This is a genomic window from Mycobacterium sp. E2497, assembly GCF_001668695.1.
Lineage (GTDB): Bacteria > Actinomycetota > Actinomycetes > Mycobacteriales > Mycobacteriaceae > Mycobacterium.
Genome location: NZ_LZKD01000095.1, coordinates 20,576 through 35,714, shown reverse-complemented (window position 1 = coordinate 35,714; position 15,139 = coordinate 20,576). Strand labels below are relative to the sequence as shown.

General features: G+C 69.3%; 15 protein-coding genes. 6 read left to right on the top strand and 9 right to left on the bottom strand.

Going from position 1 to position 15,139, the window contains the following annotated elements:
• The 4 genes from A5713_RS07210 to A5713_RS07195 all read right to left on the bottom strand — a co-directional run.
• A partial coding sequence (locus tag A5713_RS07210; protein ID WP_068094057.1) for a 13E12 repeat family protein occupies positions 1 to 1,058 on the bottom strand: 1,058 nt, incomplete at its 3' end.
• 110 nt (positions 1,059 to 1,168) lie between these two features.
• Positions 1,169 to 1,837: a DUF6629 family protein gene (locus A5713_RS07205; protein ID WP_068094073.1), complete on the bottom strand. Its 669-nt coding sequence runs from the start codon at positions 1,835 to 1,837 to the stop codon at positions 1,169 to 1,171.
• 126 nt (positions 1,838 to 1,963) lie between these two features.
• Positions 1,964 to 3,019 (bottom strand): putative zinc-binding metallopeptidase, encoded by a 1,056-nt coding sequence (locus A5713_RS07200; protein WP_068094053.1) that lies wholly within the window; start codon positions 3,017 to 3,019, stop codon positions 1,964 to 1,966.
• Positions 3,012 to 3,941, bottom strand: coding sequence for a transglutaminase family protein (locus A5713_RS07195; RefSeq protein WP_067921073.1), 930 nt, complete (start codon positions 3,939 to 3,941; stop codon positions 3,012 to 3,014). The genes A5713_RS07200 and A5713_RS07195 overlap by 8 nt, the downstream gene beginning before the upstream one ends.
• A 101-nt stretch (positions 3,942 to 4,042) precedes the next feature.
• On the opposite strand from A5713_RS07195, the gene A5713_RS07190 reads away from it, so the two are divergent.
• The gene (locus A5713_RS07190; protein WP_067921069.1) at positions 4,043 to 4,432 is read left to right on the top strand and encodes an MmcQ/YjbR family DNA-binding protein; all 390 of its coding nucleotides are present in this window, start codon (positions 4,043 to 4,045) and stop codon (positions 4,430 to 4,432) included.
• Positions 4,433 to 4,436: 4 nt separating this feature from the next.
• Here the strand turns inward: A5713_RS07190 and A5713_RS07185 are convergent, their stop codons facing one another.
• The 3 genes from A5713_RS07185 to aspS are packed head-to-tail and all read right to left on the bottom strand — an operon-like array spanning position 4,437 to position 7,741.
• Positions 4,437 to 5,516, bottom strand: a complete 1,080-nt coding sequence (locus A5713_RS07185) for an aromatic acid exporter family protein (RefSeq protein ID WP_068094051.1) — start codon at positions 5,514 to 5,516, stop codon at positions 4,437 to 4,439.
• Between the two features lie 3 nt (positions 5,517 to 5,519).
• Complete coding sequence (locus tag A5713_RS07180; RefSeq protein ID WP_067919059.1) at positions 5,520 to 5,963, bottom strand: nitroreductase family deazaflavin-dependent oxidoreductase; 444 nt, start codon at positions 5,961 to 5,963, stop codon at positions 5,520 to 5,522.
• Complete coding sequence (gene aspS / locus A5713_RS07175) at positions 5,960 to 7,741, bottom strand: aspartate--tRNA ligase (protein ID WP_102417909.1); 1,782 nt, start codon at positions 7,739 to 7,741, stop codon at positions 5,960 to 5,962. The genes A5713_RS07180 and aspS overlap by 4 nt, the downstream gene beginning before the upstream one ends.
• A gap of 74 nt (positions 7,742 to 7,815) precedes the next feature.
• Here aspS and A5713_RS07170 point away from each other — a divergent pair, with 74 nt between their 5' ends.
• The 4 genes from A5713_RS07170 (at position 7,816) to A5713_RS07155 (ending at position 11,879) form a co-directional block, all read left to right on the top strand.
• Positions 7,816 to 8,697, top strand: coding sequence for an oxidoreductase (locus A5713_RS07170; protein ID WP_082972830.1), 882 nt, complete (start codon positions 7,816 to 7,818; stop codon positions 8,695 to 8,697).
• A 9-nt stretch (positions 8,698 to 8,706) separates the two neighbouring features.
• Positions 8,707 to 9,210, top strand: a complete 504-nt coding sequence (locus A5713_RS07165) for an SRPBCC family protein (protein ID WP_068094048.1) — start codon at positions 8,707 to 8,709, stop codon at positions 9,208 to 9,210.
• Between the two features lie 9 nt (positions 9,211 to 9,219).
• Positions 9,220 to 10,095, top strand: a complete 876-nt coding sequence (locus A5713_RS07160; protein WP_068094044.1) for a neutral zinc metallopeptidase — start codon at positions 9,220 to 9,222, stop codon at positions 10,093 to 10,095.
• Positions 10,096 to 10,265: 170 nt separating this feature from the next.
• A complete protein-coding gene (locus A5713_RS07155) occupies positions 10,266 to 11,879 on the top strand; it encodes an MFS transporter (protein WP_231980271.1) in 1,614 nt (537 codons plus the stop codon).
• Between the two features lie 51 nt (positions 11,880 to 11,930).
• On the opposite strand, the gene A5713_RS07150 is transcribed toward A5713_RS07155, so the two are convergent.
• Positions 11,931 to 12,374 (bottom strand): hypothetical protein, encoded by a 444-nt coding sequence (locus A5713_RS07150; RefSeq protein ID WP_068094038.1) that lies wholly within the window; start codon positions 12,372 to 12,374, stop codon positions 11,931 to 11,933.
• A gap of 132 nt (positions 12,375 to 12,506) precedes the next feature.
• On the opposite strand from A5713_RS07150, the gene A5713_RS07145 reads away from it, so the two are divergent.
• A complete protein-coding gene (locus A5713_RS07145; RefSeq protein WP_068094065.1) occupies positions 12,507 to 14,105 on the top strand; it encodes a metallophosphoesterase family protein in 1,599 nt (532 codons plus the stop codon).
• Position 14,106: 1 nt separating this feature from the next.
• Here A5713_RS07145 and A5713_RS07140 read toward each other — a convergent pair whose 3' ends face one another.
• Positions 14,107 to 15,138: an Rv2578c family radical SAM protein gene (locus A5713_RS07140; RefSeq protein ID WP_068094035.1), complete on the bottom strand. Its 1,032-nt coding sequence runs from the start codon at positions 15,136 to 15,138 to the stop codon at positions 14,107 to 14,109.
• Between the last annotated feature and the right edge of the window lies 1 nt (position 15,139).

The following is a 15,139-nucleotide window of genomic DNA, read 5'->3' as shown; positions in this document are numbered from 1 at the left end:
TCGAGCGGAGCCGGCCACCGCCTAGAGAAGCATGGCTGCAGGCCACGCTCTCTTGCTCCCAATTCAACAAGTTGGTGGGCGTGGCCGGCCCAGCGGATCACGTCGGACATGGGTACCAGGGTGCCGCCGGCGGTCAGCGCTTTACCGGCGGCGGCCTCCAAGTCGGTCAAGGTGGTGGTGACCACGATCGACACCGGCAGTCCGTTGTGGGAGCCCAGGTCCCCCGACGCTAAGAGTCCGCGCAGTGCGGCCAGGAAGGCGTCGTGATTGCGTTGAGCGGTGCTGCGGGTGTCGCGGCGCACCGCCTCCTCATCGGGGGTGGCGTCGACCACCGGGGTTTCATCCTCGGGGTTGCACACTCCGGGTGCGGCGAGTTTGGCCAGCATGGCTTCGATCGCGGCCCGCAGCTCCGGGGTGATCAGCCCGCTCAGCCGTGACATGCCGTCGACGTCTTGTGCCCCCAAAATGATGCCGCGTTTGCGGGCCCGCTCGGCGTCGCTGTAGTCCCCGTCGGGGTGTAGCCAATCCAGGATCCGCTGGGCGTATTTGGCCAACTGGTCGGGCCGGTAGCCGGCGGCCTTGTCGGCCAGGTCGGCCTCGGCGGCCTGGCGGGTGAACACGTCGACCTCAGCCGGCAGGTGGGCGAAAAATCCGCGGATCACGTTGACGTGCCCGTCCCCGATCAGCCCGGCGCGCTGGGCGGCCGCGGTCGCGGAAAGCCGCGGCGCCAACGGCTCACCGGTGATCGCGCAGCGCTCGCCCAGGTCGTGGGCGTCGGCGATGCGCCGGCCGGCCTCGGCCTTGGTGATGCGCAACCGGTCGGCCAGCCCAATGCGCAGCGAGCCACCCAACTCCTCGGGACTGGCCTGGGCGTCGAGCTGGTTGATCAACGCGTGCTGAGGCGCGCGCAGCTGGCGGGCCACCCGCTCCACCCGCTCCAGGGCAGCCAACCGCTCCGGGGTGGTCAGCACGTCAAAAGACAACCCGCACAGGCGGTCCGCGTCGTTATCGAGCGCGTCGATGACCTCGACGATCTCCTCACGACTACTGCCACCCATACCCCACACCCTAGAAACACCCACCGACAAAAAACGCCACAGTGTGACCACAGAAACCAAAGTGACACAAGGGAATACAACGATGCCACCGCAAAACGACTAGGCGGTAATCACACCTTCGACGTCGCGTGATCCATGGCGACCCCCTGGTAGCGGTGGGGATCGGGCAGCCGCCGACGACGACGCATATGCACCAACACCAGGACCGACAGCACCGCGGCGTAGATGCACCACAGCGACGCGAACGCCTGGAGGTAAAGGATGGCGACCACGATCAGCCCCACCAGGTTCGCCCATCCGAACACCACGATGGAGCGATAGCCCGACATCACGGCCGGCCCGATGACGGCGATGATGTAAAGCGCCGCCCACAGGTAGCTTTCGCGAGCGCCGGTCTGGTATTCCAGCGCGTGGGGGCACCTCTGCACGCCGACCGGCTGGGTGAGAACGACGAAAGCGAGATAGGCCGACACGACGGCGCCGAGCACCGCGAAAGGCGCCACCCGCAGTCGGGCGCCGCGCGGTTCCAGCATCAGGATCCCCACTGGGACCAGTGCGGGAAGCAATGGCAGCGCAATGAAGACGTAGGCCCGCACCGCCAACTGCGCCGCCCCGGCTGACACAATGCTGTTGGGCCACACCGCCGCCTCGATGAACTGGTGGGCCGCGAACACCGTGGGCAGCAAAGCAAATGGCACCTCGCGCCAGTGCTTCACCTCACGCAGGGTCGCGGCGGCTACCGGCAAGAGGGCGGTGCCCACAGCAAGATCCGCCGTCATCGAGAAGCACACGGGCCCATTGTGCATGGTGGCGATCCGCTTCGCCCGGCGTGGGCTGTTCGCGGCGACCCGCTTCGCCCGGCAACGCCGCGCTGGCGATCGGCGCGGCCGCGCTCGCGATCGCCACTACCCCGCGATGGCGGCCGGTCCCCGCGACTCGGAGGTCACCTCGTCGATCACGGTGTAGATGAACTTCATCTTCTCCAGCACAGCGACCGGCAGCACGAACGGGTACAGGTCGTCGTGGCCCATCGACCGGTTCACCATGTTCAGCGACCACGACAGTGGCAGCCACATGTCGATGACCGTCTGGAAAGCGCTGGGGCCCAGGGCCGGACGGTCGAAGGTCGCCGACGCCGAAGCGAAGCCGCACCACGCCGAGGTGTCCAGGGTGTCGCGGATGTGCAGGTAATGGGCGAACGTCTCGGCCCAGTCCTCGGCGGGGTGCATGGTGGCGTACGAGGAGACGAAGTGTTCCTGCCAATCCTCGGGCGGCCCCTCACTGTAGTGCCGGTCGAGCGCCTCCTGGTAGTCGGCGTCGGGGTCGCCGAACAACTCGTTGAAGCGCGCCAAATAGTCTCTGGACCCGGCGATCAGCCGGTAGAAGTAGTAGTGCCCGATCTCGTGCCGGAAGTGCCCCAACAGGGTGCGGTACGGCTCCTCCATCTCCACCCGCAGCTGCTCGCGGTGCACGTCATCGCCCTCGGCCAGATCCAGGGTGATCACGCCGTTGTCGTGCCCGGTCATCACCTTCTCGTGCCCGCTGGACAGCAGGTGGAAGGCCAATCCCTGCTCGGGATCCTCGTCGCGACCGATGATCGGCAACTTGAGCTCATGCAGCTCGGCGATCAGCCGGCGCTTCGCCGCCTCGGCCCGGGCGAACTCGGCCAGGCCGGCGGTGTCGGCGTCGTTGGGCCGCACGGTGGTCAGCGCGCAGGACGCGCACAACAGGCGAGGATTGTTGACGGGAACCAGCCAATTGCATTCGGCCAGTAGCAGATTGGCGCACAGCTGATACTCGGCCGCGTCCACGAAACCCGCATGCTCGCCGGCGTTGTTCTCGGCGATCACCAGCAGGGCCATCTGTTCGAGCGAAAAACCCAGTGCGCTGCCGCAATTCAGGCAGGTGGAGTTCTCGAACGTCAGCCGCTGCCCGCAATTGGGGCAGTTGAAGTCACGCATGGAGCACGTCCCCCTCGAAGGGCACCACGTCGACGGCCACGTCGATCACGCTGTGCTCCGACTCGGTGTAGATGATGCCCCGCAGCGGCGGCACGTCCGCGTAGTCACGGCCGCGCCCGACGATGATGTAGCGCTCGTCGACCAGCTGGTCGTTCGTGGGGTCCAAGCCCAGCCACTCGAACTGGCCGGGCTGCTGCGGTGTCCACACCGCCGCCCAGGCGTGGGTGGCGTCTATACCGATCATTCGATCCTTCCCCGGGGGTGGGTCGGTGGCCAGGTAGCCGGACACGTAGCTGGCCGCCAGACCGTTGGCGCGCAGGCAGGCGATCGCCAGCCGTGCAAAGTCCTGACATACCCCTTCCCGGGCCGCCAGAACCTCTTTTACCCCGGTGGAAATCGTCGTCGACCCCGAGCGGTAGGTGAAGTCGGCGAAAATCCGCGACGCGAGGTCGCGCAGCACGTCCACCAGCGGGCGCTCCGGGGCGAAACTGGGCGCCGCGTACTCGCGCACCTCGTCGGTGATCTCGGGTGGATTCAGGTCGAGGGTGAATTCGGCGGCGAGCGCTCCCCCACCTCCCGTCGGCCGGGCGGCCTCCCACGGCTGCACCGCCGGCCCGGCGGTGTAGAGCCCCGGGGCCGGCGGATAGACGTCCACGATGGAATCGCTGGTGACGGTCAGGGTGTGGTGCGGCTCGGTGACGTGGAAGTACGAGCTGATGTTGCCGTAGACGTCGGCGCTGGTGGAGACGTCGGCGGGGGCCGGTTCGATGGTCAGCCGGTGCTCGACGCAGCGCTGCCGCAGCGAATCCCGCGGGGTGAGGAAACCGCGGCCGTAGGAGCTGGTCACGACGTCGGAGTAGCGGTACTCGGTGCGGTGGGTGACCCGGTGGCGGCGGGCGGCCCCGGCGTCGGCTTCAGTCACATGGCTGATCACATCACACGCCGGACCGTCGCGCCGTCCGCGGCGCGAAACCGTTTGCCGATACGGCGGCACGCGGGCCAAACCGGGAGCACAATCGAGAGGTGGCCACGTGGTACGACGTCGCCCACATCGTTCGTGAGCTGGCACTCACCTCCGAGCCGTCACCGCACGATTGGCGGGTCGGCAAGAAGTTGCTGGCCTGGGAGCGGCCGCTGCGCCCGTCCGAACGCGAGGCGCTGGCCCGCGACGGGTCGGAACCGCCTGGGGGCGACATCCTCGGCGTGCGGGTGTCCGACGAGGGGGTCAAGTTCGGGCTGATCACCGACGAGCCGGACGTCTATTTCACGACCCCCCACTTCGACGGCTACCCGGTCGTGCTGGTCCGGCTGGCCGAGGTCTCCGTGCGCGACCTCGAGGAGCTGATCACCGAGGCCTGGCTGACGCAGGCCCCGCGGAAGTTGGTCCAGGAATTCCTGGCCGACTCCCGCTGAACCGTTATCCGTGCCGTAGGTCGATCACGCGTTGCAGGTCGTCGACGCACGCGCCGACGACGTCGGCGAGGATCAACTGCGTTTTCTCGCGGGCAACCGACTGCAATTCCGAAGCGTGGTGACGCGCGGACGCGATGTACGCGCACGCGCCGGCCGGGTCGGGGTCGGCAAGGGCTGTCGCGGCCGCGAGCACCACCGACACGGTGTGCACGATCTGCGGATGCCCCTCGCGACAGCCGTCAGAGGTGGGATTGGGAGTAGGGGCGACGGCGCGGGCCAGTTGCAGCACCGAGCCGGCCAGCAGGGCCACGTACACGGCCTGGCGATCGGCGGCGTGGACCGTGTCGCGCATGCCCCAGCGGCGCGGCGCGATACGCACGACTTGGCGGGCGGTGGTGCGCGCCTCGAGCAGTCCGCTGAGCTGTTCGTGTACTCGGTCGACCGCCGTCAGCGGCCAGTCGGGTGCCGGCGCTTTGCGTCCGACGGCGACGTCCGCGGCACGCGCCAACACGTCGTGCAGCACCCCCAGCACGCCGACGCGCGCAATGCGCAGCACCTTCAGCGGGTCGGCGGGGAACAGCAGGACTGCGAACACGATGGCCACGCCACCGCCGATCAGCGCGTCGAAGATGCGCTCCCAGCCGAGGCCGCTGTGGAACAGCGCCAACACCAGGATCGCCGACACCGCGGTCTGGTTGGCGAACATCATCCCGTGCCCGATGAAGCCGCCCCCGATGAACACCGCGGCGCCCAGCGCGATCAATGCGGCGATCGCGATGGGGACCGCGCCGGGGCCGAGCAGGGCCTGCACCACCGAGCCCAGCCCAATCCCGAAAGTCACCCCGACCATCATCTGGACGGCGCGTTGCGCGCGCAGCACGTTGCTCGTCGACAACGACACCGCGGCCGCGATCGGTGCGAAGAACGGCTGCGGATGCTGTAGGACGTCGTGCGCGAGATACCACGACAGGCCTGCGGCGACGGCGGTCTGTACCAGGTTGAACCACACCAGCCGCAGGCGTTTGCCGCCGGCACGCGCGGCGGCGAGAACCAGCGATAGCCCCGCCTGCCGCGACGTGCCCACCGGCTAGGTCCGGTTTAACTCGAACAACGGAATGACGCGGCTGGTCTTGGACTGGTATTCGGCGAACACCGGCGCCGCGGCGACGATCTTCGGCAGGACTTCCTCGCGCTCGTCGGACGGCAACTCGCGCGCCGTGACGGCGAACTCCTGCACTCCCTGCGGGGCGCCGATCTCGACCCGGGCCTGCGGGTTGGCCCGCAGGTTGTGCACCCACGCCGGGCTGACGGGCGAGCCGGCGAAGGAGCCGATGATGATGAGCTTGCCGTCGATGCGGAAGTAGGCCAGCGGGGAGATCCTGGGCTGTCCGGACTTGGCGCCCGTCGTGGTGAGCAACAGCAGATGGGCATTCTCGAACTGGCCGCCCACCTTGCCGCTGTTGGTCCGGAACTCGTCGATGATGGCGCTGTTGAAGTTGTTGATCGTCGCGGTGTCAGGCATTTCGGTCATGCCCGGTCAACCTTGTCCGGCTTGACGTCTATTCCGGATTCCTTGCGTTGCTGGGCGGTGATGGGCGCGGGCGCCTCGGTGAGCGGGTCGACGCCGCCGCCGGTCTTGGGGAACGCGATCACCTCGCGGATGGAGTCCACCCGGGACAGCAGCGCGTTGATCCGGTCCCAGCCGAAGGCGATCCCGCCGTGCGGCGGTGCGCCAAAGGTGAACGCCTCCAACAGGAATCCGAACTTGTCCTCGGCCTCGGCGCGGTCCAGGCCCATCACCGCGAACACCCGCTCCTGGATGTCACGGCGGTGGATACGGATCGAGCCGCCCCCGATCTCGTTGCCGTTGCAGACGATGTCGTAGGCGTCGGCGAGCACGCCGCCGGGGTCGGTGTCGATGACGTCCTCGAACTCGGGCTTGGGCGAGGTGAACGCGTGATGCACCGCCGTCCACGCCCCCGCGCCGACGGCCACGTCGCCGGCGGCGGTCGCCTCCTCGGCCGGCTCGAACAGCGGTGGGTCCACCACCCACACGAACGCCCATGCGTCGGGGTCGACGAGGCCCAGCCGGTCCGCGATCTCGTTGCGGGCCGCACCGAGCAGGGCCCGCGACGACTTGGGCGGGCCGGCCGAGAAGAAGATGCAGTCCCCCGGCTTGGCCCCGACGTGCGCGGCCAGCCCGTCGCGCTCGGCGTCGGACAGGTTCTTGGCCACCGGCCCGCCGAGCGTGCCGTCGTCGGCCACCAGCACGTAGGCCAGGCCGCGGTGCCCGCGCTGTTTGGCCCACTCCTGCCAGCCGTCCAGCGTGCGCCGTGGCTGCGACGCCCCACCGGGCATGACCACCGCACCGACGTACGGTGCCTGGAAGACGCGAAAGGTGGTGTCGGAGAAGAACTCTGCGCACTCGACGAGCTCCAGCCCGAACCGCATGTCCGGCTTGTCCGAGCCGAACCGGCGCATCGCGTCGGCATAGCTGATCCGCGGGATCGGCGTCGGGATCTGGTAGCCGATCAGCGCCCACAGCGCGGTCAGGATCTCCTCGGAGATCGCGATGATGTCCTCGGCGTCGACGAAGCTCATCTCCATGTCGAGCTGGGTGAACTCGGGCTGACGGTCGGCGCGGAAATCCTCGTCGCGGTAGCAGCGGGCGATCTGGTAGTAGCGCTCCATCCCGGCCACCATCAGCAGCTGCTTGAACAGCTGTGGGCTCTGCGGCAGGGCGTAGAACGATCCGGGGTGCAGGCGCGAGGGCACCAGGAAGTCGCGCGCCCCCTCGGGTGTGGAGCGGGTGATCGTCGGCGTCTCGATCTCGACGAAGTCGTGTCGCGCCAGCACCGAGCGGGCGGCGGCATTGACCTTGGAACGCAGCCGGATTGCGGCGGCCGGCCCGTCGCGGCGCAGGTCGAGGTAGCGGTACTTCAGCCGCAACTCCTCGCCGGCGGGCTCGTCGAGCTGGAACGGCAGCGGCGCGCTCTCGCCGAGCACGGTCAGCGACGCGGCGTTGACCTCGATGTCACCCGTGGCGATCTCGGGGTTGGCGTTGCCCTCCGGGCGGATCTCGACGACCCCGGTGACCGCGATGCAGAACTCGGCGCGCAACCGGTGCGCCTGGGCCAGCACGTCCTCGGCGCGGAACACCACCTGGGCGATGCCCGAGGCGTCGCGCAGGTCGATGAAGATGACGCCGCCGTGGTCGCGGCGGCGAGCCACCCAGCCCGCCAGAGTCACCTGCTGCCCGGCTTCGCTGCTTCTCAGCGAACCGGCGGCGTGGCTGCGCAGCACAAACACTCCCTTTCAGCAGGCTTTGGACGAGTGCCCAGTCTAGAGCAGGTACTTTCGGTCCTATCGCCACCAACCCCCCAATGAGAATCGCACTAGTCGGCCCCGGCGCCGTCGGCACGACGGTCGCCGCACTGCTGCACAAGGCCGGGCATTCGGTGCTGGTGTGCGGCCACACCCCCCGAGACCGCATCGAATTGCGGCCCGACGGCGCGGATCCGATCGTCGTCCCGGGGCCCGTGCACACCGATCCCCGCGAGGTGAACGGGCCCGTCGACGTGGTGGTTCTGGCGGTCAAGGCCACCCAGAACGATGCCGCGGCCGGATGGCTGGCCCGCCTGTGCGGGCCGCACACGATCGTCGCGGTGCTGCAGAACGGCGTCGAGCAGGTCGAGCGAGTACAGCCGCACTGCCCGTCGTCGCCCGTGGTCCCCGGCATCGTCTGGTATTCCGCGGAAGCCCAGCCCGGCGGCTGGGTCCGGCTGCGCACCGAGCCCGCGCTGGTACTGCCCAGCGGGCCCTCGGCGGAGGCGATCGCCGATCTGCTGCGCGGCGCGGGATGCCGGGTGGACTGCGACCCCGACTTCATCACCGCGGCCTGGCGCAAGTTGCTCACCAACGCGCTGGCCGGGTTCATGGCGCTGTCCGGGCGGCGGTCCGGCATGTTCCGCCGCGACGACGTCGCCGCACTGTCGCGCCGCTATGTCGCCGAGTGCCTGGCGGTGGCGCGGGCCGAGGGCGCCCGGCTGCCCGACGGCATCGTCGACGAGCTGGCGGAGATGTTCCGCCGCGCACCCGAGGACATGGGGACGTCGATCCTGGCCGACCGGGAGAACGGCCGTCGGATGGAATGGGACATCCGCAACGGGGTGATCATCCGCAAGGCCCGCGCCCATGATCTGGCGACGCCGATCAGCGACGTCGTTGTGTCGTTACTGGCCGCGGCCAGCGACGGGCCAGGCTAGATTCGAGCCATGTTCCCCTGCGACCGCGTGGACATGAGCTTCATCGACAGCGCGCCGTTCGTGTTCCGCAACAGCGTCGACCTGGCCATCACGCCCGAGCAGCTGTTCGAGGTGCTCGCCGACGCGGAGTCCTGGCCGCGCTGGGCGAGCGTGATCACCAAGGTGACCTGGACCAGCCCCGAGCCGCGCGGCGTGGGCACCACCCGCGTCGTCGAGATGCGCGGCGGCATGGTCGGCAATGAGGAATTCCTGGCGTGGGAGCCGTTCAGCCACATGGCTTTCCGGTTCAACGAATGCTCGACGCAGGCCGTCGCCGCGTTCGCCGAGGACTACCGGGTCGAGGCCATCCCCGGTGGTTGCCGGCTGACGTGGACCATGGCGCAGAAGCCCGCGGGCCCGGCGCGGCTGGCGATGTACCTGGTGGGGCCGCTGCTGAACCTGGGCCTTCGCCGATTCCTGCGCAACCTGCGCAGCTACACCGATGCCCGCTACTCCGCGACCCAGCAACATTAGGAGCCTGCCGTGACCTTCAACGAGGGTATGCAGATCGACACCAGCACCGCGTCCTCGTCGGGGGGCGGCATGGGCATGGCGCTCGGCGGCGGCGGCCTCGGGCTGCTCATCCTCATCGGCGCGCTGCTGTTGGGCGTCGATCCGGGCCGCGTCATGGACCAGTCGCAGTCGAACACAAGCGGTTACTCCGCGCCCGGATTCGACCTGAGCCAGTGCAAGACCGGCGCCGATGCCAACAAGTACGTGCAGTGCCGCGTGGTCGCCACGGGCAACTCGGTGGACGCGGTCTGGCACCAGCTGATGCCGAGGTACACCCGGCCGCACGTGCGGCTGTTCACCGGCTCGGTCGACACCGGCTGCGGGCCGGCGACCACCGCGGTGGGGCCGTTCTACTGCCCGGTGGACCAGACCGCGTACTTCGACACCGACTTCTTCCAGGAGCTGGTCGACAAATTCGGTTCCAGCGGAGGGCCGTTCGCCCAGGAGTACGTGGTCGCCCACGAATACGGCCACCACGTGCAGCAGCTGCAGGGCGTCCTGGGCCGCTCGCAGCAGGGGGCGAAGGGCGCCGGCGGCAACGGCGTGCGCACGGAGTTGCAGGCGGACTGCTACGCGGGCATCTGGGCGCACTACGCGTCGACCGTCAAGCAGGAGAGCACCGGTGTGCCGTACCTGCAGCCCTTGAGCGACCAGGACATCCAAGACGCGCTGTCGGCCGCGGCGTCGGTGGGCGACGACCGGATTCAGAAGGAAGCGACCGGGCGGGTCAACCCGGAGTCGTGGACGCACGGCTCGTCGGAGCAGCGGCAGCACTGGTTCACCGTCGGCTACCAGAGCGGCGACCCGAAGCAGTGCGACACCTTCTCCGCCCCGAGTCTGGGTTAGTCCGCCTGCAGTTTCGGCAATTCCGCACCCGGCGGTGACGCCGCTCGTCCCATGGCGGCGGCCCGCTTCGCCCGGCTCCGCCGCGCTCACGACCACCGCTAGGTCGTGCGCGGGTCAGGTGCGTGCCCTAGACTTCTACCCCGCCGCACGACGCGAAAGGCGTTGCCCGTATGTCGGATATGACGCAGGAGCGCACCGACGCCGCGGAGGTGTCGGCGTGGGCACCGTTGCGCAACCAGGTTTTCCGTGCGCTGTTCGTCGCGCAGTTCGTCTCCAACGTGGGCACCTGGATGCAAAGTGTGGCCGCGCAATGGGTCTTGGTGGAGGGCGGCAGCAGCGCCACCGTCGTGGCATTGGTCCAGACCGCGAGCCTCGGGCCGACGCTGGTGTTGGCACTGTTTTCCGGCGCGCTCGCCGACGTATTCGACCAGCGACGGTTGCTGATCGTCCTGCAGTCGTATGCGGTGTTGGTGGCGCTCGCGCTGGCAGGACTGACCTACTTCGGCCACCTCACCCCGACGGCTCTGCTGCTGTTCACCCTGGCCATCGGCGTCGCCTCCGCGATCACGGCGCCTGCCTGGCAGGCGATCCAGCCCGAGGTCGTCCCCCGCGAGCAGATCACCGCCGCGGCGACGTTGGCCAGCGTCTCGGTCAACGTCGCCAGGGTGGTCGGGCCCGCGATCGGCGGCATCGTGCTGGCGGTGACCGGTCCGGCGGCGGTCTTCGCGATCAACGCGATCTCGTTCGTGGGCATCATCGTCGCCTTGGCGGCGTGGCAGCGACCCAAGCAGATCGCGCCCATCGAGCGAGAACACCTCGGCCAGGCGATCCTGACGGGACTGGCCTATGTGGTCAACGGTCCGATCTACCGCCGGATCCTGCTGCGCGCAGCCCTTTTCGTCTTCCCCGCCTCGGCCCTGCTGGCGCTGCTGCCCGTGACGGCCGCCGACACCTGGCACCTGCGGGCCGGCGGCTACGGTCTCGCGCTGGGCGCCATCGGTGTCGGCGCCGTGCTGGCCGTCGCGGTCCCCGCGCCGCTACGCCAGAAGGTGCCGCCCAACACACTGCTGGCGGGGTGCGCCGCCGCATACGGCGCCGCCACGCTCGCGGTGGTCTTTCTGCCGTTCGCCGCGGCGGCGCCGTTCCTGGTGTTGTCGGGGATGACCTGGCTGATCACGCTGACAACGTTGAACGCCGCGGCGCAGCTGCATCTGCCGCGCTGGGTGCGCGCCCGCGGGTTGGCGATGTACCTGCTGGTCTTCACCGGCTCACAGGCGCTCGGGTCGTATCTGTGGGGTGTCGTCGCCACGCGCGAAGGACTGGGCGTGGCGTTGACCGTGGCGGCGGTGCTGCTGGGCGTCACCGCGCTGAGCGTCGTCCCGCTCGGGCTGCGGCCGGAAACCGGGAAGCTGAGCCGCGACATCTCGCGGGCCTGGCCGTCACCCATGGTCGTCTTCGAACCGTGCCCCAACGACGGGCCCGTCCTGGTGACCGTGCGCTATCGCGTCGCGACCGACACCCTCCAAGACTTCGTCAAGGCGATGAGCGCGGTGCGGCGCTCACGGCTGCGAACGGGCGGCCACAGCTGGGGGCTGTATCACAGCCTGGAACATCCCGACACGGTGCTCGAACGGTTCACGGTGCCATCGTGGACCGAATTCGAACGCCAGCACACCGAACGCTGGCTGGAGTCCGACCACGACGGGGTGACCAACGCCGTGGGCTACACCGTCGACAACACCCGCCACCACGAGTACTACCTCGCGCTGCGGGTGCGCCACTGACCCGCGCCCGGCGGCGCGGTGTTCGCTATCGGCGAACCGGCGTCGGCCGGCTCACCAGGGTCGCGTGGAGCAGGTGACCCCGGTGGTGGCGCTCTGCGTCACCACGACCTGGCCGTCGACGGCGATCTGGCACTGAATCTGCGGGGTGTTCGACGAATCGCAGTCCGGCCAGTGGCACCCGCCGCTCGCGTTGACGAAGGCCCACTGATTCGGGTCGTTCAGTGTCGTGTTGTAGACCAGCGGCTGATTTGCGGCGAACGCTGTCTGCACGCTGTTCAGGTACTGCGAGGAGTTGGCGTTGAACGCCGCCTGGCTGGGCGGATCGGTGTTCATGTAGCGGACGTTGCCGGTGAGGTTGCCGGTGGCGGTGATGGTGTAGGTCACCTGGTGGCCGGCCGGGTCCGCCGATGAGGTCGCGGGCGTGACGGCCACCGCTGCGGCGGCCGCAAACGTCGCCGCCGCGACCCCCGTGGTCACTATTCGCACGTTCGTCATATCGAAAACGCTACCCAATTCGTTACGGCACTACGCACGAATAGCGCTCCGTGCTGTGCGCCCGTGCCCGCGGCGACCGCCACCAGCGGCCACCGTTCCGCGGCGTTCACCGGCTTCGGGTATGAAGCAGGGGTGGCCGACGATCCCGCCGCCCCCCGAGGCAACGATCCGGCCCCCGGCATCAGCCGCCGCAGGTTGTTGACCACCAGCGCGGTCTCGGCCGCCCTCGGCGCGGGCGTCGGGGGCGGGGCCACCTTGGTGTGGTCGCACCCCAGCGCGCCCGCGCTCTGGTATCAGCCCAGCCGCAACGGCGCGCCGCCGGTGACCGGGCTGCACCTGCAATTCGGGCGGCACGCCGGCACCGAGGCCGTGGTGTCCTGGCACACCGTCGACGCGGTCCGCAACCCGCGCGTCATGCTCGGCACGCCAACGTCGGGCCTCGGGCGCACGGTCGCGGCCGAAACCCGCACCTATCGCGATGCCAAGTCCAACACCGAGGTCCGCGTCAACCACACCCGCCTGACGGACCTGACCCCGGACACCGACTACGTGTACGGCGCCGTGCACGACGGCGCGGAGCCCGAGATGGGCACCTTCCGCACCGCGCCGTCGGGACGTAAACCCTTCCGCTTCACCAGCTTCGGCGACCAGTCCACGCCGACACTGGAGCGGATGCCCGACGGCACCTACGGCACGGACAACATCGGATCGCCCGCGTCCGCCGACACCACCCTGGCAATCGAACGCATGGCGCCCCTGTTCAACCTGGTCAACGGCGACCTGTGCTACGCCAACCTCGCGCAGGACCGGATCCGCACGTGGTCGGCGTGGTTCGACAACAACACCCGATCGGCGCGCTACCGGCCGTGGATGCCCGCGGCGGGCAATCACGAGAACGAATTGGGCAATGGCCCAGTCGGTTACGCCGCCTATCAGACGTATTTCGCGGTGCCCGACTCGGGATCGAGCCCCGAAACGCGAGGGCTGTGGTATTCATTCACCGCCGGCTCGGTGCGGGTGATCAGCCTGAACAACGACGACGTGGCGTTTCAGGACGGCGGCAACTTCTACGTGCACGGCTACTCGGGCGGAGAGCAAAAGCGTTGGCTGGCAGCCGAACTCGTCGCCGCCCGGCGGGACCCGGACATCGACTGGATCGTCGTGTGCATGCACCAGACGGCGATCTCCACCGCCGACGCGCCCGCCAACGGCGCCGACCTGGGGATCCGCGAGGAATGGCTCCCGCTGTTCGACCAGCACCAGGTCGACCTCGTGGTGTGCGGCCACGAACACCATTACGAGCGATCGCATCCGTTACGCGGCACGCAGCAGACCGACACCCGAACGCCGATACCGGTGGACACCCGCACCGACGTCATCGACCCGACCAAGGGGACGGTGCACGTCGTCATCGGCGGCGGCGGCACGTCCGCGCCCAGCAACGGCTTCTTCTTCGCAGAGCCGCGCTGCCGGGTGTTGACCGGGGTCGCCGCGTTCGACCCCGGGCTGGGGCGCAAGGCACCGATCTACGTTCTGGAGGACGCACCGTGGTCCGCCTTCCGAGACCGCGACAATCCCTACGGTTTCGCGGCGTTCGACGTCGACCCGGGCCAACCCGGCGGCGACACCTCGATCAAGGCCACCCATTACGCGCTGAGCGGGCCGTTCGGCGAAGTGACCGTGGTGGACCGGTTCACGCTGACCAAGCCGCGCCGAGACAGGCCGGCCTGAATCAAAACAGCGTCGCCTGAACGCTTTCCGGCTCCAGCGGCGCCGCCACGACGGGCCGGCGGAACGAGCGCTGCTCGCCGCCCAGCCGGTATTTCGCGATCAGCGGCGCGGCCCGCGCCCGCAGCATCTCGCGGTAGCCGGGCGGCAGGTACGCGCCGCGCCGGTACAGCTCGCGGTAGCGGCCCACCAACTCCGGATGCGAGCCACCCAGCCAGGACATGAACCAGCCCCGGGTCGAGCCGCGCAGGTGCAGGCCGAAGACCGTGACACCGGTGGCGCCGGCCGCCGCGATCTGGCCCAGCAGGCCATCGAGATGCTCGACGGAGTCGGTCAGGTACGGCAGCACCGGCGCCACCATCACGTGGCAGTCCAGGCCCGCCTCGCGGATCGCGGTGATCAGGCCCAGCCGCGCCTGCGGCGTGGGCGTGCCGGGCTCGACGTCCCGATGCAGCTCCGGGTCACCGACGGCCAGCGACACCGCGACCGACAGCGGAACGTGTTGCGCCGCATCGGCGATCAGGGGCAGGTCGCGCCGCAGCAGGGTGCCCTTGGTGAGGATCGACAGCGGTGTGCCGGACTCGGCGAGGGCGCCGATGATGCCGGGCATCAGCGCGTAGCGACCCTCGGCCCGCTGGTAGGGGTCGGTGTTGGTGCCCAGCGCGACGGTCTCGCGCCGCCACGACGGCCGGCGCAGCTCGCGGCGCAGCACCTCGACGACGTTGGTCTTGACGATGACCTGGCTGTCGAAGTCGTTGCCGCAGTCGAGGTCCAGGTATTCGTGGGTGGGCCGGGCGAAGCAGTAGCGGCACGCGTGCGAGCAGCCCCGGTAGCCGTTGACGGTGTACCGGAACGGCAGCGCAGAAGCGCCCGGCACCTTGTTGAGCGCGGACTTGCACAGCACCTCGTGGAAGGTGATCCCCTCGAACTGCGGGGCGCGCACACTGCGGACCAGGCCGATCCGCTGCAGCCCCGGCAGCGCACCGTCCTCGACCGGCTCCCCGTTGACCGCGACGGCCTGGTCCACCCAGCGCATA